Annotated in this window: 18 protein-coding genes, 3 tRNA genes, 3 rRNA genes and 1 pseudogene; 4 read left to right on the top strand and 21 right to left on the bottom strand. The window is 57.5% G+C overall.

Going from position 1 to position 24,766, the window contains the following annotated elements:
• Window positions 1–19: 19 nt before the first annotated feature.
• The 3 genes from iscR to trmJ form a co-directional block, all read right to left on the bottom strand.
• Entirely contained in the window at window positions 20–511 is a 492-nt protein-coding gene (iscR, locus tag HZ99_RS23020) for a Fe-S cluster assembly transcriptional regulator IscR (protein ID WP_038446306.1), read from the bottom strand.
• Between the two features lie 254 nt (window positions 512–765).
• A complete protein-coding gene (cysE, locus tag HZ99_RS23015) occupies window positions 766–1,548 on the bottom strand; it encodes a serine O-acetyltransferase (protein ID WP_038446305.1) in 783 nt (260 codons plus the stop codon).
• Between the two features lie 2 nt (window positions 1,549–1,550).
• A complete protein-coding gene (gene trmJ / locus HZ99_RS23010) occupies window positions 1,551–2,321 on the bottom strand; it encodes a tRNA (cytosine(32)/uridine(32)-2'-O)-methyltransferase TrmJ (protein WP_038446304.1) in 771 nt (256 codons plus the stop codon).
• 145 nt (window positions 2,322–2,466) lie between these two features.
• Here trmJ and suhB point away from each other — a divergent pair, with 145 nt between their 5' ends.
• A complete protein-coding gene (gene suhB / locus HZ99_RS23005) occupies window positions 2,467–3,282 on the top strand; it encodes an inositol-phosphate phosphatase (RefSeq protein WP_038446303.1) in 816 nt (271 codons plus the stop codon).
• Window positions 3,283–3,486: 204 nt separating this feature from the next.
• Here the strand turns inward: suhB and HZ99_RS23000 are convergent, their stop codons facing one another.
• From HZ99_RS23000 to queA, 6 genes are all read right to left on the bottom strand, one after another.
• A complete protein-coding gene (locus tag HZ99_RS23000; protein ID WP_029298576.1) occupies window positions 3,487–4,029 on the bottom strand; it encodes a glycine zipper 2TM domain-containing protein in 543 nt (180 codons plus the stop codon).
• Window positions 4,030–4,152: 123 nt separating this feature from the next.
• Window positions 4,153–5,067, bottom strand: a complete 915-nt coding sequence (gene secF, locus HZ99_RS22995; RefSeq protein WP_029298578.1) for a protein translocase subunit SecF — start codon at window positions 5,065–5,067, stop codon at window positions 4,153–4,155.
• A 9-nt stretch (window positions 5,068–5,076) separates the two neighbouring features.
• Window positions 5,077–6,945, bottom strand: a complete 1,869-nt coding sequence (secD, locus tag HZ99_RS22990) for a protein translocase subunit SecD (protein ID WP_038446302.1) — start codon at window positions 6,943–6,945, stop codon at window positions 5,077–5,079.
• Window positions 6,946–7,007: 62 nt separating this feature from the next.
• A complete protein-coding gene (gene yajC / locus HZ99_RS22985) occupies window positions 7,008–7,346 on the bottom strand; it encodes a preprotein translocase subunit YajC (protein WP_010565221.1) in 339 nt (112 codons plus the stop codon).
• A 43-nt stretch (window positions 7,347–7,389) separates the two neighbouring features.
• Entirely contained in the window at window positions 7,390–8,505 is a 1,116-nt protein-coding gene (tgt, locus tag HZ99_RS22980; RefSeq protein WP_032858353.1) for a tRNA guanosine(34) transglycosylase Tgt, read from the bottom strand.
• 5 nt (window positions 8,506–8,510) lie between these two features.
• Window positions 8,511–9,560, bottom strand: a complete 1,050-nt coding sequence (queA, locus tag HZ99_RS22975; RefSeq protein ID WP_038446301.1) for a tRNA preQ1(34) S-adenosylmethionine ribosyltransferase-isomerase QueA — start codon at window positions 9,558–9,560, stop codon at window positions 8,511–8,513.
• Between the two features lie 108 nt (window positions 9,561–9,668).
• Here queA and HZ99_RS22970 point away from each other — a divergent pair.
• Window positions 9,669–9,753: transfer RNA gene (locus HZ99_RS22970), tRNA-Leu, on the top strand.
• A 150-nt stretch (window positions 9,754–9,903) separates the two neighbouring features.
• On the opposite strand, the gene HZ99_RS22965 is transcribed toward HZ99_RS22970, so the two are convergent.
• The 12 genes from HZ99_RS22965 to HZ99_RS22910 form a co-directional block, all read right to left on the bottom strand.
• Window positions 9,904–11,649, bottom strand: a complete 1,746-nt coding sequence (locus HZ99_RS22965) for an ABC transporter ATP-binding protein (protein ID WP_038446300.1) — start codon at window positions 11,647–11,649, stop codon at window positions 9,904–9,906.
• A gap of 56 nt (window positions 11,650–11,705) precedes the next feature.
• Window positions 11,706–12,653, bottom strand: coding sequence for an acetamidase/formamidase family protein (locus HZ99_RS22960; protein ID WP_038446299.1), 948 nt, complete (start codon window positions 12,651–12,653; stop codon window positions 11,706–11,708).
• A 60-nt stretch (window positions 12,654–12,713) separates the two neighbouring features.
• Window positions 12,714–14,333: an ABC transporter substrate-binding protein gene (locus HZ99_RS22955; protein ID WP_038446298.1), complete on the bottom strand. Its 1,620-nt coding sequence runs from the start codon at window positions 14,331–14,333 to the stop codon at window positions 12,714–12,716.
• A gap of 29 nt (window positions 14,334–14,362) precedes the next feature.
• A complete protein-coding gene (locus HZ99_RS22950) occupies window positions 14,363–15,289 on the bottom strand; it encodes an ABC transporter permease (protein WP_038446297.1) in 927 nt (308 codons plus the stop codon).
• A complete protein-coding gene (locus HZ99_RS22945; protein WP_038446296.1) occupies window positions 15,290–16,138 on the bottom strand; it encodes an ABC transporter permease in 849 nt (282 codons plus the stop codon).
• A complete protein-coding gene (locus tag HZ99_RS22940) occupies window positions 16,135–16,728 on the bottom strand; it encodes an ANTAR domain-containing response regulator (protein ID WP_038446295.1) in 594 nt (197 codons plus the stop codon). The genes HZ99_RS22945 and HZ99_RS22940 overlap by 4 nt, the downstream gene beginning before the upstream one ends.
• Complete coding sequence (locus HZ99_RS22935; RefSeq protein ID WP_038446294.1) at window positions 16,725–17,864, bottom strand: transporter substrate-binding protein; 1,140 nt, start codon at window positions 17,862–17,864, stop codon at window positions 16,725–16,727. The genes HZ99_RS22940 and HZ99_RS22935 overlap by 4 nt, the downstream gene beginning before the upstream one ends.
• A gap of 483 nt (window positions 17,865–18,347) precedes the next feature.
• Window positions 18,348–18,463: ribosomal RNA gene (gene rrf, locus HZ99_RS22930) — 5S ribosomal RNA — on the bottom strand.
• 168 nt (window positions 18,464–18,631) lie between these two features.
• Window positions 18,632–21,525: ribosomal RNA gene (locus HZ99_RS22925) — 23S ribosomal RNA — on the bottom strand.
• Between the two features lie 247 nt (window positions 21,526–21,772).
• Window positions 21,773–21,848: transfer RNA gene (locus tag HZ99_RS22920), tRNA-Ala, on the bottom strand.
• Window positions 21,849–21,878: 30 nt separating this feature from the next.
• Window positions 21,879–21,955, bottom strand: a tRNA-Ile gene (locus HZ99_RS22915).
• Between the two features lie 82 nt (window positions 21,956–22,037).
• A 16S ribosomal RNA gene (locus HZ99_RS22910) occupies window positions 22,038–23,574 on the bottom strand.
• The 16S, 23S and 5S rRNA genes sit together here with 2 tRNA genes alongside, the layout of an rRNA operon.
• 453 nt (window positions 23,575–24,027) lie before the next feature.
• Between HZ99_RS22910 and HZ99_RS29315 the strand changes: the two are divergent.
• Both HZ99_RS29315 and HZ99_RS22905 read left to right on the top strand, forming a co-directional pair.
• A pseudogene (locus tag HZ99_RS29315) lies at window positions 24,028–24,299 on the top strand (AraC family transcriptional regulator); the annotation flags it as partial.
• 122 nt (window positions 24,300–24,421) lie between these two features.
• Window positions 24,422–24,751: a hypothetical protein gene (locus HZ99_RS22905; protein ID WP_038446292.1), complete on the top strand. Its 330-nt coding sequence runs from the start codon at window positions 24,422–24,424 to the stop codon at window positions 24,749–24,751.
• The last annotated feature ends 15 nt before the right edge of the window (window positions 24,752–24,766 follow it).

Below are 24,766 nucleotides of genomic sequence, written 5' to 3'. Positions count from 1 at the left end.
GCCGTTAGCTCTTCGGCTGTCACTCGACGGCGGACGCTTCAATCTTGTCCAGACGCGGCACCTTGGTGTTGCATCGGCGCTGGTCCTGACGCTGGGCTACTTCCTGCACCTCACGGCGAGTCACAAGATCGGCCAAGCTGATACCACTCAAAAACTCATGGATCTGCAGGCTCAGGTCACACCACAAGTGGTGTGTCAGGCATGTGTCGCCGGCATGGCAGTCACCCAGGCCCTGGCACTTGGTGGCGTCGACGGATTCATTCACCGCGTCGATCACCTGCGCAACCTGGATGCCCTGCATATCGCGGGACAATTGATAACCGCCGCCCGGGCCACGCACACTGGAAACCAGGTTGCTGCGGCGCAACTTGGCGAACAGCTGCTCAAGGTAGGACAGGGAAATGCCTTGGCGCTCAGAGATATCGGCCAGGGACACCGGCCCGTTTTGCGCGTGCAAGGCCAGGTCGAGCATGGCGGTCACCGCGTAACGGCCTTTTGTAGTCAGTCTCATGGACAAGTACCAAGGTGTTTCAGAATGGGAGCAAGTATGCGATTCCCGAGTATTTAAGTCAACTATAAGACCTAGTACTTTAGTCAGGAATACCCGTAAAAAGGACGCGCGAATCATAGCAGGATGTAAGGGGCAATGGCACATTCAGCATCATGTGACCGATAAAGCGCACGCTGTAGGAGTCCGGTCTGCCGGCGATGGCACCCTCAAGGCCATCATCGCCGGCCAGCCGAACGCCTACAGGGAGGAAGACTTCAACTGGCTTGCTGGTTGGTTTCAGCTTTGATCTCGGCAAAGTCTTCTTCGCGCAATTCAGGCAGATCCTTCGCACAATAGGGACTACCCAGATCCTTCAGCGCACCGCACATGCCATCCAGCTTGCCATCTACCGCCTGCAGATGATCGAGCAACTGGCCAATGGCGCGAGCCACCGGGTCCGGCATGTCTTCACTGACGCCGTAGGCATCAAAGCCGATTTTCTCGGCCATGGCCTTGCGCTTGGCTTCCTGCTCATCGCCCACCTCCGGCTTGACGATGATCCGCCCCGGAATCCCCACCACGGTTGCGCCTGGCGGCACCGCCTTGGTAACCACGGCATTGGAACCGACCTTGGCGCCGGCGCCGACGGTAAACGGGCCCAATACCTTGGCACCCGCCCCCACGACCACACCGTTTTCCAGGGTCGGGTGGCGCTTGCCCTTGTTCCAGGTGGTGCCGCCCAGCGTCACGCCCTGATACAGGGTTACGTCATCGCCAATCTCGGCTGTCTCACCAATAACGATGCCCATGCCATGATCAATAAAGAAACGACGACCCACCTTGGCCCCTGGATGAATCTCGATCCCGGTCAACCAGCGCCCGAAGTTCGATACCAGCCGCGCCAGCCATTTCCAACCCATGCCCCACAAGGCGCCGGAAAGGCGATGGATCCAGATTGCGTGCATGCCCGGGTAGCAGGTCAGCACCTCAAAGGCGTTGCGCGCCGCCGGGTCACGGTGGAAAACACTTTGGATATCCTCTCGCAAACGCTCGAACATTTTTAATCCTTCCGCTTAAGAAGCTCGCCACGGGCCGCTTTCTGGGTTTCCGTGAGGATGCCACGCAATATATTCATCTCCGCCCGGCTGACCGAGCTGCGCCCGTAAAGCCGGCGCAGGCGCGCCATCAAGTGCCGTGGTTTTTCCGGATCGAGAAACTCAATGGCTACCAGGGTCTGCTCCAGGTGCTCATAGAATCGCTCGAGCTCGTCCATAGTGGCCAACTCGCCACTTTTGGTCGATGCGACCTCGTCCTTCTCCATTTTGCTTGGCTGGCCCCGTGCTGCCAGCCAGGCCATGCGCACCTCATAACTCAACACCTGCACCGCTGCACCGAGGTTCAGCGAGCTGAATTCAGGGTCTGATGGAATGTGCACGTGGTAATGACATCGCTGCAGCTCATCATTGGTCAGCCCTGAGTCCTCACGGCCAAATACCAGGGCGATCTCTGCGCCGCCAGCCGCCTCCTCGACCACTTTGGCCCCGCATTCGCGAGGATCAAGCAGCGGCCAGGGGATGCGCCGGTCGCGGGCGCTGGTGCCGAGCACCAGGTTGCAACCCACCAGAGCGTCTTCCAGGGTGGCGACAACCTGGGCTTTTGCCAGGATGTCATTGGCGCCAGAGGCACGAGCGTCGGCTTCGTGGTGCGGGAACACACGCGGCTCCACCAGCACCAGGCGCGTCAGCCCCATGTTCTTCATGGCTCGCGCCACCCCGCCGATATTGCCGGGATGACTGGTATTGACGAGGACGACACGAATGTTTTGCAGCAAGGGAGGCGCTCTCGGACATGGGAAAGGGGAGCAAATCTTACAGAACAGCCTAAGGTTATGCCATGAAAGCGAACGTCGTCCTTCACCTGAAGAAAGTTTCTGCTAGAATGCTCGGCTTTCTTTAACAACCTTAGGTGACACATCCATGCAGCCCATGCTGAATATCGCGCTGCGCGCCGCCCGCAGCGCCAGTGAATTGATCTTCCGCTCCATCGAGCGCCTGGATACCATCAAGGTCGACGAAAAAGACGCCAAGGATTATGTATCCGAGGTGGATCGCGCCGCCGAACAGAAAATCATCGACGCCCTGCGCAAGGCCTACCCTACCCACGGCATCCTCGGTGAAGAAACCGGCCTGCACAAAGGTAGCGGCGAAGGCGAAGACTACCTGTGGATCATCGACCCACTGGATGGCACCACCAATTTCCTGCGCGGCATCCCGCATTTTGCCGTGAGCATTGCCTGCAAATACCGTGGCCGCCTGGAACACGCCGTGGTCCTGGACCCTGTCCGCCAGGAAGAATTCACCGCCAGTCGTGGCCGCGGTGCCCAGTTGAACGGTCGTCGCCTGCGTGTCAGCGGTCGCACCAGCCTGGACGGCGCCCTGCTCGGCACCGGCTTCCCGTTCCGTGACGACCAGATGGATAACCTGGAAAACTACCTGGGCATGTTCCGCACCCTGGTTGGCCAGACCGCCGGCATCCGCCGCGCCGGCGCAGCCAGCCTGGACCTGGCCTATGTTGCCGCCGGTCGTTTTGATGCATTTTGGGAGTCGGGCCTGTCCGAGTGGGACATGGCAGCAGGCGCACTGCTGATTCAAGAAGCCGGCGGCCTGGTGAGCGACTTCACCGGTGGTCACGACTTCCTGGAGAAGGGCCACGTGGTTGCAGGCAACACCAAATGCTTCAAGGCAGTGCTGACGGCGATCCAGCCGCACCTGCCAGCCTCGCTGAAGCGTTAAGCGAGCGAGCACAAAAAAGCACCCCTAGGGGTGCTTTTTTTATGCCTGGGATTGGGGCAATGCTACATTTCCTGCCACAACACATACCAATATGGGAGCGGGCTTGCCCGCGAATGCTGTGGCTCAGTCAATACATCCGGCGACTGACACTCCGCTTTCGCGGGCAAGCCCGCTCCCATATTTTGAATTGCGCCCGACCCGAGATTACTGCTGGTTCTGGCCGAGAATCAGACGACCTTCTTTGTCGACTGGAATCTGGCTACCCGGATCACGCTCCATGCGCACCGATCCTTCCTTGCCATCCAGGTTGTAACGCACGTCATACCCGACCACTTTGTCGCTGATGTCGTTGACGGTGTTACAACGAGTTTGCGTAGTGGTGTAGGTATCACGGTTCTGCATACCTTCCTGAACCTTGTTACCGGCATAACCGCCACCCACTGCACCGGCTACGGTGGCAATCTTCTTGCCAGTGCCACCACCGATCTGGTTACCCAGCAGGCCACCTGCCAGGGCGCCGACCACGGTACCGGCGATTTGATGCTGATCCTGCACCGGACGCTGCCGGGTCACGGTGACGTCCTTGCAGACCTCACGAGGGGTTTTGATCTGGGTCTTGACCGGCTGCACCGCCAGCACTTGCGCATACTCAGGGCCGCTTTTTACCAGGCTGTAGGTGGCAACAGCACCCCCGGCAGTCACACCGACAGCACCCAATACCGCACCAACCAGTAACGACTTGTTCACGTGAACCTCCTGACCATCACAAGCGGACTGAAACGTCCGCGCTATACCCAGCCTTGGAGCAAAAAAAAAGGCGCGAGTTCAATACTCGCGCCTTCTTTGTAACAGCAGATCAACAAACACCCATCAAGGGCGGTCATCGACCTCCTTGTCAGTCGCAACAGGAGGAATCAGGTCTTCGCTGTTGAGGTTCAGCCAGATCAACACCACGTTGGCGATATAGATCGACGAGTAGGTGCCCGCCAGTACGCCAATAAACAGCGCCAGGGAGAAGCCCCACAGGTTATCGCCACCAAAGATCATCAGTGCGGCAATCGCCAGCAAGGTGGAGATCGACGTCGCCATGGTGCGCAACAGGGTCTGGGTGGTGGAGATGTTGATGTTCTCGATCAACGTCGCCTTGCGCAGTACCCGGAAGTTCTCGCGAACCCGGTCGAACACCACGATGGTGTCATTGAGGGAGTAACCAATGATCGCCAGCACTGCCGCCAGCACCGTCAGGTCGAAGGTAATCTGGAAGTACGCCAGGATACCCACGGTCACGATCACGTCGTGAATCAACGAGACAATGGCACCGACGCCGAACTTCCACTGAAAGCGGAACGCCAGGTAGATCATGATGCCGGCCAGCGCCATCAGCATGCCGAGGCCACCCTGGTCACGCAGCTCTTCACCCACCTGCGGGCCGACGAACTCGACACGTTTGACCGAAGCCGGGTTGTCGCCACCGACCTTGAGCAAGGCCTCAGCCACCTGGTGACCCAGTTGCGGGTCTTCGCCAGGCATGCGCACCAGCAGGTCGGTGGTCGCACCAAAGCTCTGCACGATAGCCTCGTGATAACCGGCCTCGTTCAGTTGGGTACGCACCTTGGTTACGTCGGCCGGCTTCTCGTAGGTCAGCTCGATGAGCGTACCGCCGGTGAAGTCCAGACCGTAGTTCAGGCCCTTATGGAACCAGCTGAACAACGCCAGGACGGTAAGGAGCACAGTGACGCCGAACGCAACGTTGCGAACGCCCATGAAGTTGATTGTACGTAACATGGCAGCCCCTTAAATCCACAACTTCTTGAAGTCACGCCCGCCAAAGATCAGGTTGACCATTGCGCGGGTCACCATGATGGCCGTGAACATCGAGGTAAAGATACCCAGGGACATGGTCACCGCAAAACCTTTGACCGGGCCGGTGCCCATGGCAAAGAGAATCCCGCCGACCAGCAAGGTAGTCAGGTTGGAGTCGAGAATCGCGGTAAATGCCCGGCCGAAGCCTTCGTTGATAGCCCGTTGCACGCTCATGCCCGCCGCGATCTCTTCACGAATCCGCGAGAAGATCAGCACGTTGGCGTCCACCGCCATACCCATGGTGAGTACGATACCGGCGATACCCGGCAGGGTCAGTGTAGCCCCCAGCAGCGACATCAAGGCCAGCAGCATGACCATGTTCCCCGCCAGCGCTACGGTGGCGATGACACCAAAGAAGCGATAGATGGCGATGATGAACAGGGAAACGAACAGCATGCCCCACAGTGCCGCATCGACACCCTTGGTAATGTTGTCAGCACCCAGGCTCGGGCCGATGGTGCGCTCTTCCGCGAAGTACATCGGCGCCGCCAGGCCACCGGCGCGCAGGAGCAATGCCAGCTCGGAGGACTCACCCTGGCCGTTCAGGCCGGTGATGCGGAATTGAGCACCCAGCGGCGACTGGATGGTCGCCAGACTGATGATCTTCTTCTCTTCCTTGAAGGTCTGGACTGGCACGTCTTTTTCGACGCCATTGACCATTTGCTTGACGTAGGTGGTCACCGGGCGCTGCTCGATGAAGATCACCGCCATGCTGCGACCGACGTTGCTGCGGGTTGCGCGGCTCATCAGTTCGCCGCCATGACCATCCAGGCGGATGTTCACTTCAGGGGTACCGTGCTCGCCGAAACCAGCCTTGGCATCTGTCACCTGGTCACCGGTGATGATCAGGCTGCGTTCGATCTGCGCCGCCGGGCGATTGCCCTCGCGGAACTCGAAGGTCTCGGAAGTGGCCTTGGAAGCACCCGGCTCGGCGGCCAGGCGGAACTCGAGGTTGGCAGTCTTGCCGAGGATCCGCTTGGCCTCAGCAGTGTCCTGCACACCTGGCAACTCAACCACGATGCGGTTGGCACCCTGGCGTTGAACCAGAGGCTCGGCCACACCCAGTTCGTTGACGCGGTTACGTACCGTGGTCAAGTTCTGCTTGATGGAATATTCACGGATTTCCGCCAGCTTGGCCGGGGTCATCGCCAGACGCAGCACCGGTTGACCGTTGAGGTCGGCGGGCACAATGTCGAAATCGTTAAAGCTCTTGCGAATCAGGGCACGCGCCTGTTCACGGGTGGCCTCGTCAGCAAAGCCCAGTTGGATGGCACCGTTGAGCTGCGGCAGGCTGCGATAACGCAGGCGCTCTTTGCGCAGCAGGCTCTTCACATCGCCTTCGTAGACTTTCATGCGTGCATCGAGGGCTTTGTCCATGTCCACTTCCAACAGGAAGTGCACACCACCGGACAAGTCCAGACCCAGCTTCATCGGGTGCGCGCCGATGCTGCTCAGCCATTTTGGCGTGGTTTGTGCCAGGTTGAGCGCGACTACGTAGTCATCACCCATCACCTTGCGCACGACATCCTTGGCCGGCAATTGGTCTTCCTGCTTGGTCAGGCGCAACAAGCCGCCCTTCGCATCAGCTGCCAACGTTGCCGCCTTGACCTGGATCCCCGCATCCGTGAGCGCTTTGCTCGTGCGGTCCAGATCAGCCTGAGTGACCTGCAGCGCAGTGCTGGCGCCAGTGATCTGGATCGCCGGGTCATCAGGATAAAGATTGGGAGCGGAATAAATAAAACCGATCGCCAGCACCGCCAGGATCAGTACGTATTTCCACAGAGGGTATTTGTTCAGCATCACGCCGCCCGCTTATGACGCGGGGCGCCTTGCGCGCCCCGTCGATTGGTAAAAGTTGTTACTCAGATCGCTTTGAGCGTGCCTTTTGGCAGCGTGGCAGCGATGGCGCCTTTCTGGAACTTCATTTCAACGGTGTCGGAGACTTCCAGTACCACGAAAGCATCGGAAACCTTGGTGATCTTGCCAGCGATACCGCCGGTGGTGACCACTTCGTCGCCTTTTTGCAGGCTGCTCAGCAGGTTTTTCTGCTCTTTGGCGCGCTTGGCCTGTGGGCGCCAGATCATCAGGTAGAAGATGACCAGGAAGCCGACCAGGAAAATCCACTCGAAACCACCGCCCATAGGACCGGCAGCGGCCGGTGCAGCGGCGTCAGCCATAGCGTTAGAGATAAAAAAGCTCATTTAGCACTCCAGTTGCAAATAGTGAATCTTAGGGTCGGGAAACTCAGTCCAAGGGCGGCACGGGCAGCCCGCGCTTGGCGTAGAAGGCATCGACAAAGGCGGCCAATGTACCCTGTTGAATAGCCTCGCGCAAACCAGCCATCAGGACTTGGTAGTGACGCAAATTGTGGATGGTATTCAACATGCTACCCAGCATTTCCCCGCATTTGTCCAGATGGTGCAGATAAGCACGGGAGAAGTTCTGGCAGGTGTAGCAATCACAGGTGGGATCCAGCGGCGAATCATCATGGCGATGGAACGCATTACGGATCTTCAGCACGCCTGTATCAATGAACAGATGCCCATTGCGGGCATTACGGGTTGGCATCACGCAATCGAACATGTCCACACCGCGGCGCACACCCTCTACGAGATCTTCCGGTTTGCCAACGCCCATAAGGTAACGAGGTTTGTCAGAAGGCATGAGGCCGGGCAGGTAGTCCAGCACCTTGATCATTTCGTGCTTGGGTTCGCCCACCGACAGGCCACCAATGGCCAGGCCGTCGAAGCCTATCTTGTCCAGGCCTTCCAGCGAGCGCTTGCGCAGGCTTTCGTGCATGCCGCCCTGGACAATGCCAAACAGCGCCGCCGTGTTGTCGCCATGGGCATTCTTCGAGCGCTGGGCCCAGCGCAGCGACAGCTCCATGGAAATCCGCGCCACATCCTCATCGGCCGGGTATGGCGTGCACTCGTCAAAAATCATCACGATGTCAGAGCCCAGGTCACGCTGGACCTGCATCGACTCTTCCGGCCCCATGAACACCTTGGAGCCGTCCACCGGCGAGGCGAAGGTCACGCCTTCCTCCTTGATCTTGCGCATGGCGCCCAGGCTGAACACCTGGAAACCACCGGAATCCGTGAGGATCGGGCCTTGCCACTTCATGAAGTCGTGCAGGTCGCCATGTTTCTTGATCACTTCGGTGCCCGGGCGCAGCCACAGGTGGAAGGTGTTGCCGAGGATGATCTCGGCGCCGGTGGCAACGATGTCACGCGGCAGCATGCCCTTGACGGTGCCGTAGGTGCCGACCGGCATGAACGCCGGGGTCTCCACGGTGCCACGGGGGAAGGTCAGGCGACCGCGACGGGCTTTGCCGTCGGTGGCCAGCAATTCAAACGACATACGACTCATAGTTGTTCCTCTGGGCCGCGCGGCGCCGGATTACGGGTGATAAACATCGCATCACCGTAGCTGAAAAAACGGTACCCGTTGTCGATGGCGGCCTGGTAGGCGGCCATGGTCTCGGGGTAACCGGCAAATGCCGACACCAGCATCAACAGCGTGGATTCGGGCAAATGGAAGTTGGTGACCAGGCAATCGACCACATGGAACGGCCGGCCTGGATAGATAAAGATATCGGTGTCGCCACTGAACGGTTTGAGCACGCCATCGCGCGCCGCACTCTCCAGGGAACGCACGCTGGTGGTGCCCACTGCGACCACTCGCCCACCACGTGCCTTGCACGCGCTGACCGCGTCCACGACTTCCTGGCTGACTTCCAGCCATTCGCTGTGCATATGGTGATCTTCGATGTTATCCACACGCACCGGCTGAAACGTCCCGGCCCCCACGTGCAGGGTCACATAGGCGGTCTCGACGCCCTTGGCGGCAATCGCATCCAGCAATGGCTGGTCGAAGTGCAACCCGGCCGTTGGCGCCGCCACCGCACCCAGGCGCTGGGAATAAACCGTCTGATAACGTTCGCGATCCGAGTCTTCGTCGGGACGGTCGATATAAGGAGGCAACGGCATATGGCCGACACGCTCAAGCAGCGGCAACACTTCTTCGGCAAACTTGAGCTCGAACAACGCGTCATGCCGCGCAACCATCTGAGCTTCGCCACCGCCATCAATCAGGATGCCTGACCCTGGTTTCGGCGACTTGCTGGAGCGTACATGGGCCAGCACACGGTGGCTGTCCAGCACCCGCTCCACGAGGATTTCCAGCTTGCCGCCGGAAGCTTTCTGGCCAAACAACCGCGCCGGAATCACCCGGGTATTGTTGAAGACCATCAAGTCGCCTGGGCGTAAATGCTCAAGCAAATCAGTGAATTGACGGTGTGCAAGGGCACCGCTGACCCCATCCAGGGTCAACAGTCGACTGGCGCGACGCTCGGCCAAAGGATGGCGGGCGATCAGCGAATCCGGGAGTTCAAAAGTAAAGTCAGCAACGCGCATGATGGGGTTCGTCTAGCAGGGCCGGGAAGTCTAGCGGAAATAGTGAAAATAGACCATGAAACGTGATTGACCAACGGTAATCACCTCTCTATACTTCGCCGCCATTGAGCCCTGATGGCGGAATTGGTAGACGCGGCGGATTCAAAATCCGTTTTCGAAAGGAGTGGGAGTTCGAGTCTCCCTCGGGGCACCATCTAGCAGTATCTGAAAGCCTCTACCAGGCTTTCAGCAACAGAGAAACCGGCCACTTGAGCCGGTTTTTTTGTGCCTGGCTACCTGCCTCTGCATCTCCCCTGCCGCCAAGAAATACCGGCTCGACATCTCTGAAGATGCCTCCTATCGACTAGCCCACCGCCACCCAATGCTCCTCTCCCACATCGTGAAACTTCTGCCTCGGCGCCTCAAACCCCTTGCTCTTGATCGGGCTGGGTTGCTCGAACTCTTGCAGCAGAGCCTTGAAGTCGCGCTTCCGGTCGACATCGGGCATCGGTACCGCGCTGAGCAGACGTTTGGTGTAGGGGTGCTGAGGATTGTGCAAGACGTGATCACGGCGGCCGATCTCGACAATCTGGCCGCCGTACATCACGGCGACACGATGGCAGATGCGCTCGACCACAGCCATGTCGTGGGAAATGAACAGGTAGCTGAGCCGATGCTGCTCACGCAGGTGTTCCAATAACTCAAGCACCTGGGCCTGCACTGAGACGTCGAGGGCCGAGACAGACTCATCGGCGATGATGACTTTAGGGTTGAGCGCCAATGCCCGGGCAATGCAGATACGCTGGCGCTGCCCACCCGAGAACTGATGCGGGTAGCGATACAGGGCGTCAACCGGCATGTCGACCTGACGCAACAGCTCCGCGACACGCGCCTGTCGTTGCGCCAATGGCAATTGGTCATGAATCAACAGTGGCTCGCCCACCAGTTCCAGGATGTTTTTGCGTGGGTTCAAGGCCGCGTATGGATCCTGGAAGACCATTTGGATATCCCGGCGCACGGCCTGAAGCCCGGCGCCATGCAAGCCGTTCAGTTCTTTGCCGAACAGCTGCACACTGCCTTGATAGGCCAGCATGTTCATCAGCGCCTTGCCGGTGGTGGACTTACCGCAGCCGCTCTCCCCGACCAGCCCCAGGGTTTCGCCCTGGCGCAGTTCAAAGTTGAGCCCTTCTACCGCGTGTACCTGTTTGTCCTCTTCGAACCACCCCATGCGGACAGGAAAGCGCACCGACAAGTCGCGCACCTGCAACACCACCGGTTGCTGGCTGACGTCGCCCGGCCGGCCCGCCGTGCCCAGCACGGGCACCGCCGAGAGCAATTTGCGCGTGTAGTCGGCCTGAGGCTGGGTGAACAACTGGCGCACGGGCGCTTGTTCTTCAGTACGGCCCTGGTTCATCACCACCACCTGGTCGGCCATTTCAGCGACCACTCCCATGTCGTGCGTGATCATCAGCAAGCTGGTGCCGTAGACCTGTTGCAGCTCGCGCATCAGTTCCAGGATCTGCGCCTGGATGGTCACGTCCAGCGCGGTGGTCGGTTCATCGGCGATCAATACCTTGGGCCGACAGAGCATGGCCATTGCGATCATCACGCGCTGGCGCATACCGCCGGACAGCTCATGGGGGTACTGCTGCAGGCGTTTTTCCACCTGCGGTATGCGTACCGACTCAAGCATCTCCCGGGCCCGCTGGCGCAGCGCCTGGCGCCCCAGCGGCTCATGCCGGCGCAGCGTCTCCTGCAACTGCTGGCCGACGGTCATCAGCGGGTTCAGCGACGTCATCGGCTCCTGAAAAATCATGCCGATCTGCTTGCCGCGCAACGGCTGCAACTCTCGCTCGGGTACACCGATCAAGTCGCGCCCCTCAAAACTGATCGCGCCTTCAGCCACCCGGACGGCCTTGGGCAACAACCCCATGATCGCCAGCGACGACAACGACTTGCCGCTGCCAGACTCCCCGGCAATACACAGTGTCTGGCCGGCAAACAGGTCGAAGCTCAGGTGATCGACCACGCGCCGGGAGGTGGCCCCCATGCCGACATCGATAGACAACTGCTGCACCGACAGAATCGGCAGGGAGGTCCCGTTACTCATCAAAGCTCCTCACACGTGAAGCGACCAAACGCCTAGCCGCAGGCCATGAACATCCGTCAGGCAAATACGATTTTCGGGAAGTAGAACGACACCACCCAGTTGGGCAGATCGACGATCTCGCTGATGCGCAAATCGCCACACACCGAGCACAGCATGTACGCCTGCTCCGCCGGCATATGGTGCTCTCGGCACAGCCAGTCGATGGTGTTGCTGACGGCTTGACGCGCGGCTTGCATCAAGTCCGGGCCGATGCCGGTGAAGGCTTCATAGCCGGCGCTGTCCAGGTGACGGGTCACGGGGCCTGGGGTGCTGAAGCGCGGTGTTGCCAGCGGGGTGTTCTTGATCAGGTCCAGCTTCACCACCACGTCCATAGCACTCTCGATCGCGGTGCCGCACACCTCGCCATCGCCTTGCGCCGCATGGGTGTCGCCAATCGACAACAAAGCACCGCTGACCTCCACCGGCAGGTACAGCGTGGTGCCGGCAGACAGGTCGCGGATATCCAGGTTGCCGCCGACCCGGCGCGGCGGCACCACTGAATGCAAGCCTGCCGACGCCGGCGCCAGGCCAATGGTGCCGGCGAAGGGCTTGAGCGGTACCTTGGCAAAATCACTGAAGGCCGCCGGGCTCAGGGCCAGTTTGTCGTAGTGCCACAGCACCAGGGCCGGCTCCGCGAACTGGTCCGCGAGCAGGCCAAACCCCGGGATGTTGGCGGTCCAGCCAAAGCCACTGGGCTTGAAGCTGTCGAGGGTGATTTTCAACACATCACCTGGCTCGGCACCCTCCACGAAAATCGGCCCGGTGACAGGGTTGATCGTGTCGAACGGCACCTTGCCGACATCACCCACCGTCGACTGCGGTGTGAAGAAGCCATTGGAGGAGTCGCGACAGCAGAACTCCAACATGGCACCTGGCGCCACCCGGGCGGTTGGCTCGATGCTGTTGTCCCAGCCGAAATGGCTGTTGACGCTGTGAATGGTCTTGACCAGGCAGTTCTGGCACATAGGAAGAAAGCTCCACGTAAAGACCACGCCAAGCAGGCGTGGTGGCAGGCCGGCTGCGCTTTATTTCAAGTAGATGTAGTTGTAATTGACCGGAATGTGCACCGGATCGACATACAGCGCGTCGCTACCACCCATGCGCGAGGAGCGCACGGTGAAGCGCTGTTCATTGAAGATCGGCACCCAAGGTGCATCGGCCATCACATCGATAAAGATTTTCTTCCACAGCGCAGTACGCTCGGCCTGCTGTTGCGGCTTGGCCATGCTGTCGGCCTTGGCGGCCAAGGCATCCAGGCTCTTGTTGCAATACAGCGCCCAGTTCCAGCCACCGTCCACCGCACTGTCGCAGCCCAGAATCGGCCCGTAGAAGTTCGAAGGGTCCGGGAAATCGGCGATCCAGGCCATGCCACCGGACCACACCATCGGCGCCTGATCCCTGGAGCTGCCCGCGGCAATCACGTTGGCTTGCGCCAGGGACTTGATCTTCACACGCACCCCGACTTTCGCCAGGTCTTGCTGGATAGCCTGGGCGATACGCGGCTGCGGGTCGGTGTTCATCACGTACATTTCCGTGTCGAAGCCCTTGTCGAAACCAGCTTCGGCCAAGAGCTTCTTCGCGCCCTCGACATCATAGGCGTAGCCTTTGTAATCCTTGTCGTAGCCCGGCATCGCCGGCGGCAGTGGCTGGTTGGCCGGGACCGCGCGGCCATTGATAATGCGCACGATGCGGTCCTTGCTGATGGCCATGTTCACTGCCTGGCGCACCTTGAGGTTGTCGAAGGGCGGCAGTGTGGTTTTCAGGGTCAGGTAGCCGGTCTGCAATTGATCACCGGTGACCACCAGGCTCTTGAACTTGGGATCGTTCTTGAACTCCAGGAATTTGGCCGGTGGCACACCGTCACCCGCGATGTCGACTTCCCCCTTCTGCAAGCGCAACAGCGCGACCATCGGATCCTGGCCGACCTCAAAGGCGATCGTGTCGAGGTGCGGCAGGCCCGCCTTGAAATAGTCCGGGTTCTTCTTGAACAGAATCCGTTGCCCCAACTTCCACTCCGCCAAGCTATAGGCGCCGGTGCCCACCGGGTGCTTGCCAAAGTCGGCGCCCCACTTCTCGACCTCCTCCTTGGGTACGACAAAGGAGAAGTTGATCGCCATCACCTGCAGAAACGTCGCATTCGCGGACTTGAGTGTGATCTTGACGGTGTAATCGTCGACGATCTCAACCCCCGACAAATGCTCGGCCTTGCCGGCGGCCATGTCTTCATAGCCTGCGATCGAACTGAAGAAGCCCGCGCCCGGGCTCTGGGTTTTCGGGTTGACGGTGCGTTCCAGGGAGTACTTCACATCGCTGGCCTTGAGTTCGCGACCGTTCTGGAACTTCACGCCCTTCCTCAAGGTGAAGGTATAGACAGTGCCATCCTCGGAGATGCTGTAGTCCGACGCCAGGTTCTTGGTCAGCTCTGTAGTGCCGGGCTTATAGTCCATCAACCCGTCGAACAGGCTTTTGATCATCGACCAGTTCTGCCAGTCATAACCGATGGCCGGGTCGAGCGTGGCCACATCGTTTTGATAGGTAATGACGGCGGCGCCACCGTCTTTGGCGTTTGGATCAAAGTCATCGGCCAGCAGATTACCGGCAAACAATGCAGCCGCGATGGCCAAGGATAATGCTTTGCGATTCATGCTCCAGCCCCTTACCTATGGTGATTTTCTTAGTGCTTTTTGATGTCGATACGCGGGTCGACCCACGGGATCACCAAGTCAGCGACCAGGTTGCCCAAAACGATTGCCACCGCTGAAACCGTGGTCACCCCGACAATCACCGGGATGTCGACCTGTTGGATCGCCTGCCATGTCAACTGGCCGATCCCCGGCCAGCCGAAGACTGACTCGACCACCACCAACCCGCCCATGAAAATCCCGATGTCGATGCCGATCATCGGGATCACCGGTACGATGGCATTGGGCAGCACATGACGCAGGACCACGCGTACCCGGCTCAACCCCTTGGCCCGCGCGGTGCGGATGAAGTCTTGATGCAGCACCTCGATCATTGAGGAGCGCACCATGCGCGAGTACCAGCCACTGCCGAGAATGCCCAGGGTCAGGGCCGGCAACAGCAGGTGTTCGAACCCGCCATAACCGCCCATGGGAAACCAGTCCAGTTGCACGGCGAAGAAGTACAGGAACAACATCGCCGCAATGAACTGGGGGGCCGATACGCCAATGAATGACAGGGCCATCAAGGCTTTGTCGGCCCAACTGTCGCGGCGCAACGCAGCGATCACGCCAAGGCTGATACCAATCAGCAACTCGAAACCGATGCCGGCGGCCATCAACTCCAGGGACGGGCGCAAGCGCGCGCCGATCAGCTCCGTCACCGGGCTGCGCTGGATGTAAGAGCGCCCGAGATCGCCCTGCACCAGGTTGCCCAGATAATTGGCGTACTGCTGATAGAACGGCAGGTCGAGCCCTAACTGAGTACGAATGCCGGCCACAACTTCCGGTGTTGCACTGCGCCCGGCAATCTGGCGTGCGGGGTCAGCAGGCAGCATGAACAACAGCAGGTACGTGATGAACGTCACGCCAAGCAGGATCAGCAACGAGTAGCCGATGCGACGACTGATAAAGGCCAACATTCAGCTTCTCCCTTGCAGGGTAGGATCAAGTTCATCGCGCAGGGCATCGCCTACCAGGTTGAACGCCAGCGATAACAGGACAATCGCAATGCCGGGGAAAAACACCAGCCACGGCGCAGAGGTGAAATAAGTCTGACTCTCGAAAATGATGTTGCCCCAGCTGGGTGTTGGCGGCTGGACCCCCACCCCCAGGTACGACAAGGTGGCTTCCAGCAGTACCGTGGTCGAGATACCGAGGGTGGCCCAGACCAGGATGGTCGGCAGCAAATGAGGCAGCAGGTGAGAGAACAGAATGCGCAGCGAACTGGCTCCCAGGGTTCGCTCCACGGCCACGAAGTCGCGGGCGCTCAAGGCGATGGTTTCGGAGTAGATCACCCGGGCGATCTGCACCCAATTGACCATGGCGATCACCAAGGCCACGATCCACACGCTGGGCTGGAAAATCGCCGACAGCGCAATCGCCAGCAGCAAGGCCGGAAACGCCATCATCAGGTCGGTAAACCGCATCAGCGTGCTGCCAACCCAGCCCCGCAGGAAGCCCGCACTCAGCCCCACCAACGTACCGATCAGCACCGCCAGGCCATTGGCCAACAAGCCAATGAACAACGACGTGCGCGCGCCGTAGATCAGCCGTGACAGCAAATCACGGCCGAGTAAATCGGTGCCCAGCAGGTAGGGCGTATCGGGAGGCAGCGGCGCGCCCTCCAGCGACAGGCCCTCGACAAATTGCTCGGATGGGTCGTGCGGGCTCATCCACGGTGCAAACAACGCCAGCAACACGACAATAACGATGTACAACAGCGACAACGCGACGGCCGGACGGCGAACCAAGGCACGCAACACCTTCATAGTTGGCCCCTGCTCGCTTGCCGATAGTCCGCCGCCATGTCCGCACACAGGTCATCCAGGCTACGGTTCAAGTGCATGGACAAACTGCGCAGGCGTTCATACGCCTCACGCTCATCAATCTGCTGTTCGACCATCAGCCGCGCCAATGCCTGGGCCAGCAGCGGCCGTGCCAGGAGCCGTTGTTGCAGCGCCTCGATGGTACGGGCGTCATTATCAAGCCGCTCGCGCAGACCGATCGCAATCATCAGCGTGGTGTAGACAGAGCCTTGGGTGATCGGTTTGTTCAGCAACGCCGTTGCCCCCAGCTCAATGGCGCGCTGGATATGCGACAGGGTTTCGTGGGACGTCAGCGCAACAATAGGCACGCCGGCCGCATTCAGGCGTTGTAGGGTGGCGGGGCTGGCGAAGGGCTCCAACTCAACGATGGCGGCAAAACAGCCTTCGAGCGAATCATCCGCGTCCTCAAACAAGACCTGCGCCGTAATCCCAAGCCGTTGCAGGCTTTTGTGCAGATTAGCCAGGCTGCGGGGCTCGCAGTCAACCAACAGCAAGCGACCCGCTTCAAAGTCCGGGCGTTTGAACAGGCTCATTTGACGATCCTCAGGCGGGGTGCTGGCGCAACCGTGCGCAGACGTTGAAACTCACTCAGGTCGGTAGCGGTCAGGTATGGGTCGGCCAGCAGTGGCCGTGCCTCACTGTGCAAGATGACGAAACGTCCTGCACGCAGCTCAGCAATATGGCACGGCTGGCTGCTATGGTTGTTACGCTCGGAGATCGCCAGGGTGCCGAACACACTGTCCTGCGGGTGGTCGTAGACGTAGCGGCAAATCCCTTCGGGGTCATCGCTGCCACACTGATCCAGCGCCCGGGCAAACAGGTGCAGGGCCACGTACATCCCGGTGTAGAAATGCGAAATCGGACATACCCCGTGCAGCATGTGCTGCTGCTGGCTGAACGCAGGGGCGACTTCTTCAAAAAACGGACCGCATGACAGCACGCGCAGGCTGCGTAGCTCGCCAATATCACTCAACTCGGCCTCAGTCAGGTTGCAGCTCAACACCGGCAGGCTCCAGCCGATGGCGTGGCACGCCTCATCCAACATCTGCAAAAAGACGTAGGAAGATTTACCGATCAAGTTATTGAGAATAAACGCTGGGCGTTCTGCCAACAGCGTCTGGATCAACTCAGCGAAGGGCGTTGCGTCCAGATGGATGTATCGCTCCAACAGCACCTCGGCGCCTGCCACTTCGAGCACTTCGCGGGCAACACGATTACTTTCCCAGCCCCAGCTGTAATTCGATCCCAGCAAAACGGCACGCTTGCCAAACGTCTGCAGGGCGTAGCGCAACAAGGGGATCAACGTCTGGTTTGGGCACCCTCCCAGGTAGAGCACATGCTCACTGCTCTCGAACCCCTCATACGGGCAGGCGTACCACAATAGACCGGCGTTCTGCTCCAGGTCCGGCATGATCTCCTTGCGACTGGCGGAGGTGGTCGTACCGAAGATATGCCGAACCCCGGATTGCATCAGTTCGACAGCCCCTTCGCTGTACCGGTGCAGAACACCTCGTGGATTGCGATGGGTGGCCTGCAGGACAAAGTCATAGCCAGGGTTGCCATTGATTTGCGCGAGCGCGTGAGTGGCCCCGGCCAACGCATTGCGGCCAACGCTTTTGTAAGTGCCCTCAGTGGAGAGCAGCAGCCCAACCTCAATGGTACGACGCATCTTTTTTCCCCAAAAAAAAACCTGACCGACCAGTTAACTGGTCAATCAGGCTTCATTACCTGGCGCTCAAGGCGTGCGATGTCTGTCGGCAAGACTTAATGGCATGGCCAGGCTTGCTCGTAGATATAGCTATGAAAGAAGCGTGCCATCTTTGCGGTGGGTGGGCACAGGGGCTTTCCACTATGTCCAAGGGGCGTGCCAGCACTGAGTTGGAACGCATGGGGTTTTCTGCGCTTCAGAATGGTGCGCAGCATAGGAGGCAAACTTGTACTGGCTCGAAGAGTGATTCATCTGCACAGGTGTAACGTTAATTCCCACGCAGTTGCCATCGCCTTCACCCGAATGCGGCAATACGAGACAGGCGTCTGCTTGAATTGATGGCATCGAATCTCTGCTGCTAAGCGTTTGAAGTTAGCTGTAGCAACTTTCGAGCGCCCAAAACAAAACCCCAACTGCTTTCGCAATTGGGGTTTCGGAATTTAATCTTGACGATGACCTACTCTCACATGGGGAAACCCCACACTACCATCGGCGATGCATCGTTTCACTGCTGAGTTCGGGATGGGATCAGGTGGTTCCAATGCTCTATGGTCGTCAAGAAATTCGGGTACTGAGTCGTGACCAAACGGCCTCGCTTCAGCAAATTGGGTATGTAATAGAGTCGGTGTCTTGTGCATTCGAACTTTCGGTTCGTTTCGTCTTCACACACCGCAATCTGGTGCTCTTGGGCTTTTCAGCTTCAGGCAAGCAAATTGCTTGGGTGTTATATGGTCAAGCCTCACGGGCAATTAGTATTGGTTAGCTCAACGCCTCACAGCGCTTACACACCCAACCTATCAACGTCGTAGTCTTCGACGGCCCTTCAGGGAACTCAAGGTTCCAGTGAGATCTCATCTTGAGGCTAGTTTCCCGCTTAGATGCTTTCAGCGGTTATCTATTCCGAACATAGCTACCCGGCAATGCCACTGGCGTGACAACCGGAACACCAGAGGTTCGTCCACTCCGGTCCTCTCGTACTAGGAGCAGCCCCTCTCAAATCTCAAACGTCCACGGCAGATAGGGACCGAACTGTCTCACGACGTTCTAAACCCAGCTCGCGTACCACTTTAAATGGCGAACAGCCATACCCTTGGGACCGGCTTCAGCCCCAGGATGTGATGAGCCGACATCGAGGTGCCAAACACCGCCGTCGATATGAACTCTTGGGCGGTATCAGCCTGTTATCCCCGGAGTACCTTTTATCCGTTGAGCGATGGCCCTTCCATACAGAACCACCGGATCACTAAGACCTACTTTCGTACCTGCTCGACGTGTCTGTCTCGCAGTCAAGCGCGCTTTTGCCTTTATACTCTACGACCGATTTCCGACCGGTCTGAGCGCACCTTCGTACTCCTCCGTTACTCTTTAGGAGGAGACCGCCCCAGTCAAACTACCCACCATACACTGTCCTCGATCCGGATAACGGACCTGAGTTAGAACCTCAAAGTTGCCAGGGTGGTATTTCAAGGATGGCTCCACGCGAACTGGCGTCCACGCTTCAAAGCCTCCCACCTATCCTACACAAGCAAATTCAAAGTCCAGTGCAAAGCTATAGTAAAGGTTCACGGGGTCTTTCCGTCTAGCCGCGGATACACTGCATCTTCACAGCGATTTCAATTTCACTGAGTCTCGGGTGGAGACAGCGCCGCCATCGTTACGCCATTCGTGCAGGTCGGAACTTACCCGACAAGGAATTTCGCTACCTTAGGACCGTTATAGTTACGGCCGCCGTTTACCGGGGCTTCGATCAAGAGCTTCGCGTTAGCTAACCCCATCAATTAACCTTCCGGCACCGGGCAGGCGTCACACCCTATACGTCCACTTTCGTGTTTGCAGAGTGCTGTGTTTTTAATAAACAGTCGCAGCGGCCTGGTATCTTCGACCGGCATGAGCTTACGGAGCAAGTCCTTCACCCTCACCGGCGCACCTTCTCCCGAAGTTACGGTGCCATTTTGCCTAGTTCCTTCACCCGAGTTCTCTCAAGCGCCTTGGTATTCTCTACCCAACCACCTGTGTCGGTTTGGGGTACGGTTCCTGGTTACCTGAAGCTTAGAAGCTTTTCTTGGAAGCATGGCATCAACCACTTCGTCACCCAAAGGGTAACTCGTCATCAGCTCTCGGCCTTAGAATCCCGGATTTACCTAAGATTCCAGCCTACCACCTTAAACTTGGACAACCAACGCCAAGCTGGCCTAGCCTTCTCCGTCCCTCCATCGCAATAACCAGAAGTACAGGAATATTAACCTGTTTTCCATCGACTACGCTTTTCAGCCTCGCCTTAGGGACCGACTAACCCTGCGTCGATTAACGTTGCGCAGGAAACCTTGGTCTTTCGGCGTGGGTGTTTTTCACACCCATTGTCGTTACTCATGTCAGCATTCGCACTTCTGATACCTCCAGCAAGCTTCTCAACTCACCTTCACAGGCTTACAGAACGCTCCTCTACCGCATCACCCGAGGGTGATACCCGTAGCTTCGGTGTATGGTTTGAGCCCCGTTACATCTTCCGCGCAGGCCGACTCGACTAGTGAGCTATTACGCTTTCTTTAAAGGGTGGCTGCTTCTAAGCCAACCTCCTAGCTGTCTAAGCCTTCCCACATCGTTTCCCACTTAACCATAACTTTGGGACCTTAGCTGACGGTCTGGGTTGTTTCCCTTTTCACGACGGACGTTAGCACCCGCCGTGTGTCTCCCATGCTCGGCACTTGTAGGTATTCGGAGTTTGCATCGGTTTGGTAAGTCGGGATGACCCCCTAGCCGAAACAGTGCTCTACCCCCTACAGTGATACATGAGGCGCTACCTAAATAGCTTTCGAGGAGAACCAGCTATCTCCGAGCTTGATTAGCCTTTCACTCCGATCCACAGGTCATCCGCTAACTTTTCAACGGTAGTCGGTTCGGTCCTCCAGTTAGTGTTACCCAACCTTCAACCTGCCCATGGATAGATCGCCCGGTTTCGGGTCTATTCCCAGCGACTAGACGCCCTATTAAGACTCGCTTTCGCTACGCCTCCCCTATTCGGTTAAGCTCGCCACTGAAAATAAGTCGCTGACCCATTATACAAAAGGTACGCAGTCACCCAACAAAGTGGGCTCCCACTGCTTGTACGCATACGGTTTCAGGATCTATTTCACTCCCCTCTCCGGGGTTCTTTTCGCCTTTCCCTCACGGTACTAGTTCACTATCGGTCAGTCAGTAGTATTTAGCCTTGGAGGATGGTCCCCCCATATTCAGACAAAGTTTCTCGTGCTCCGTCCTACTCGATTTCATGACTAAGAGATTTTCGCGTACAGGGCTATCACCCACTATGGCCGCACTTTCCAGAGCGTTCCGCTAATCTCAAAGCCACTTAAGGGCTAGTCCCCGTTCGCTCGCCACTACTAAGGGAATCTCGGTTGATTTCTTTTCCTCAGGGTACTTAGATGTTTCAGTTCCCCTGGTTCGCCTCTTGCACCTATGTATTCAGTACAAGATAACCATCTTATGATGGCTGGGTTCCCCCATTCAGACATCTCCGGATCAAAGTCTGTTTGCCGACTCCCCGAAGCTTTTCGCAGGCTACCACGTCTTTCATCGCCTCTGACTGCCAAGGCATCCACCGTATGCGCTTCTTCACTTGACCATATAACCCCAAGCAATCTGGTTATACTGTGAAGACGACATTCGCCGAAAATTCGAATTTCTCAATTAAGAGAACTCACAAATTTTACCTTAGCCTGATCCGTTACCAGTGAAAGTAACGTTCAGTCTATCTTTCTATCACATACCCAAATTTTTAAAGAACGAACTAGTCAAAGACTAGAAATCAACATTCACCATCACAATGATGGAATGCTCATTTCTAAGCTTTCTACAAACAGAAGCAGTAGTGGTGGAGCCAAACGGGATCGAACCGTTGACCTCCTGCGTGCAAGGCAGGCGCTCTCCCAGCTGAGCTATGGCCCCGTATTTCTACAGGCGTTTCCCACACAAAATTGGTGGGTCTGGGCAGATTCGAACTGCCGACCTCACCCTTATCAGGGGTGCGCTCTAACCAACTGAGCTACAGACCCAATTTCGGGCTGCTTCTTTTCGTCTTCTTCAATGAATCAAGCAATTCGTGTGGGAACTTATGGAGCAGCTGATGTCGTCGATTAAGGAGGTGATCCAGCCGCAGGTTCCCCTACGGCTACCTTGTTACGACTTCACCCCAGTCATGAATCACACCGTGGTAACCGTCCTCCCGAAGGTTAGACTAGCTACTTCTGGTGCAACCCACTCCCATGGTGTGACGGGCGGTGTGTACAAGGCCCGGGAACGTATTCACCGCGACATTCTGATTCGCGATTACTAGCGATTCCGACTTCACGCAGTCGAGTTGCAGACTGCGATCCGGACTACGATCGGTTTTATGGGATTAGCTCCACCTCGCGGCTTGGCAACCCTCTGTACCGACCATTGTAGCACGTGTGTAGCCCAGGCCGTAAGGGCCATGATGACTTGACGTCATCCCCACCTTCCTCCGGTTTGTCACCGGCAGTCTCCTTAGAGTGCCCACCATTACGTGCTGGTAACTAAGGACAAGGGTTGCGCTCGTTACGGGACTTAACCCAACATCTCACGACACGAGCTGACGACAGCCATGCAGCACCTGTCTCAATGTTCCCGAAGGCACCAATCTATCTCTAGAAAGTTCATTGGATGTCAAGGCCTGGTAAGGTTCTTCGCGTTGCTTCGAATTAAACCACATGCTCCACCGCTTGTGCGGGCCCCCGTCAATTCATTTGAGTTTTAACCTTGCGGCCGTACTCCCCAGGCGGTCAACTTAATGCGTTAGCTGCGCCACTAAGAGCTCAAGGCTCCCAACGGCTAGTTGACATCGTTTACGGCGTGGACTACCAGGGTATCTAATCCTGTTTGCTCCCCACGCTTTCGCACCTCAGTGTCAGTATCAGTCCAGGTGGTCGCCTTCGCCACTGGTGTTCCTTCCTATATCTACGCATTTCACCGCTACACAGGAAATTCCACCACCCTCTACCATACTCTAGTCAGTCAGTTTTGAATGCAGTTCCCAGGTTGAGCCCGGGGATTTCACATCCAACTTAACTAACCACCTACGCGCGCTTTACGCCCAGTAATTCCGATTAACGCTTGCACCCTCTGTATTACCGCGGCTGCTGGCACAGAGTTAGCCGGTGCTTATTCTGTCGGTAACGTCAAAATTGCAGAGTATTAATCTACAACCCTTCCTCCCAACTTAAAGTGCTTTACAATCCGAAGACCTTCTTCACACACGCGGCATGGCTGGATCAGGCTTTCGCCCATTGTCCAATATTCCCCACTGCTGCCTCCCGTAGGAGTCTGGACCGTGTCTCAGTTCCAGTGTGACTGATCATCCTCTCAGACCAGTTACGGATCGTCGCCTTGGTGAGCCATTACCCCACCAACTAGCTAATCCGACCTAGGCTCATCTGATAGCGCAAGGCCCGAAGGTCCCCTGCTTTCTCCCGTAGGACGTATGCGGTATTAGCGTCCGTTTCCGAACGTTATCCCCCACTACCAGGCAGATTCCTAGGCATTACTCACCCGTCCGCCGCTCTCAAGAGAAGCAAGCTTCTCTCTACCGCTCGACTTGCATGTGTTAGGCCTGCCGCCAGCGTTCAATCTGAGCCATGATCAAACTCTTCAGTTCAAACATCTTTGGGTTTTTAAGAAACCCTAAACTTGGCTCAGCAATCGTTGGTTACATCTTTGATTTCTCGCGGAGTAACTTGTGATGCTGATAATCTTGTTGACTATCAGTCTGACTCCACAAGCACCCACACGAATTGCTTGATTCAGTTGTTAAAGAGCGGCTGGTTAAGATCTTTCGTCTCAACCGAGGCGCGCATTCTACAGCAGCCTCACTTGCTGTCAAGTGGTTATTTTCAGAAGTTTTCGAGGATTTCCTCAACAACTTCAACCACTTGCGCTTTCGATCTCTCGTCAGCGGGAGGCGAATAATACAGGATTAAAACACGTGGTCAACCCCCGTCTAAAAAATCTTTCCAAGGCAGCCAATTGCAACCTCAGCAAGCTCGGCTAGGCGCGGCACGCTGGTATCACCGACGCTAGCGCCTACCGAATTCCCCGGAGCCTCCACCCAGTGACTGACTTAACGAGCAACGCCGCCTACACAAAGCGCTTCAATACAGTACTCACCTATATAGAAGCCAATCTCGAAGGCGACCTGTCCGTGACGACGTTGAGCCGGGTGGCGAACTTTTCGGCATTTCACTTCCACCGACAGTTAACCGCCTTCGTGGGCGTGTCTGTTGCACGCTCTGTGCAGTTGATGCGGCTACGTAGTGCAGCGCATTGCCTGTCCTCCCCGGGGATTACTCGGTGCTGGAAGCCGCGTTCGGTGCAGGTGATGAATGGGCACTTCCAATTTAATCTATACAAATCAATCAATTAATGCTTTAAAGAAAGACCTTGAAGCTCAAGGTCTTTTTTTGCCCTCACCGCCTACCGCACCTGATTGTAGAGGACTGCGCCCCATGGAATTGACGCTCGAAGCCGTTGCTCTATTCGCCCTCAAGCTGGTGCACGAGACCGAAGATGGTAGCCCGATCCTGCGTGACGATCTGGTCATGGATGGGTATGAGCGGGAAGTGTTCGGGTTGTTGGTACGCAGTAGCGACCTGACATCCATCCAACGCAAGGTAGATGAATGCATGAAGCCGGCCCTGGCAACCCTGGGTGGTGCCAACACGGTGTTGGGCCGTGAGCTGCAAAAGCTTGCGACTGAAGTTCAGCAAGCCTCCACACTAGAGGAACTCAAGCCCCCACTCGAAGCACTCAAGGACTACCTCAAGGCAATCTTGTAGCGCCCTCCCCAGACA

This window comes from Pseudomonas fluorescens, from assembly GCF_000730425.1.
In the GTDB taxonomy this organism is placed as follows: Bacteria; Pseudomonadota; Gammaproteobacteria; order Pseudomonadales; family Pseudomonadaceae; genus Aquipseudomonas; species Aquipseudomonas fluorescens_X.
This window is presented reverse-complemented; position numbering and strand designations above follow the sequence as displayed.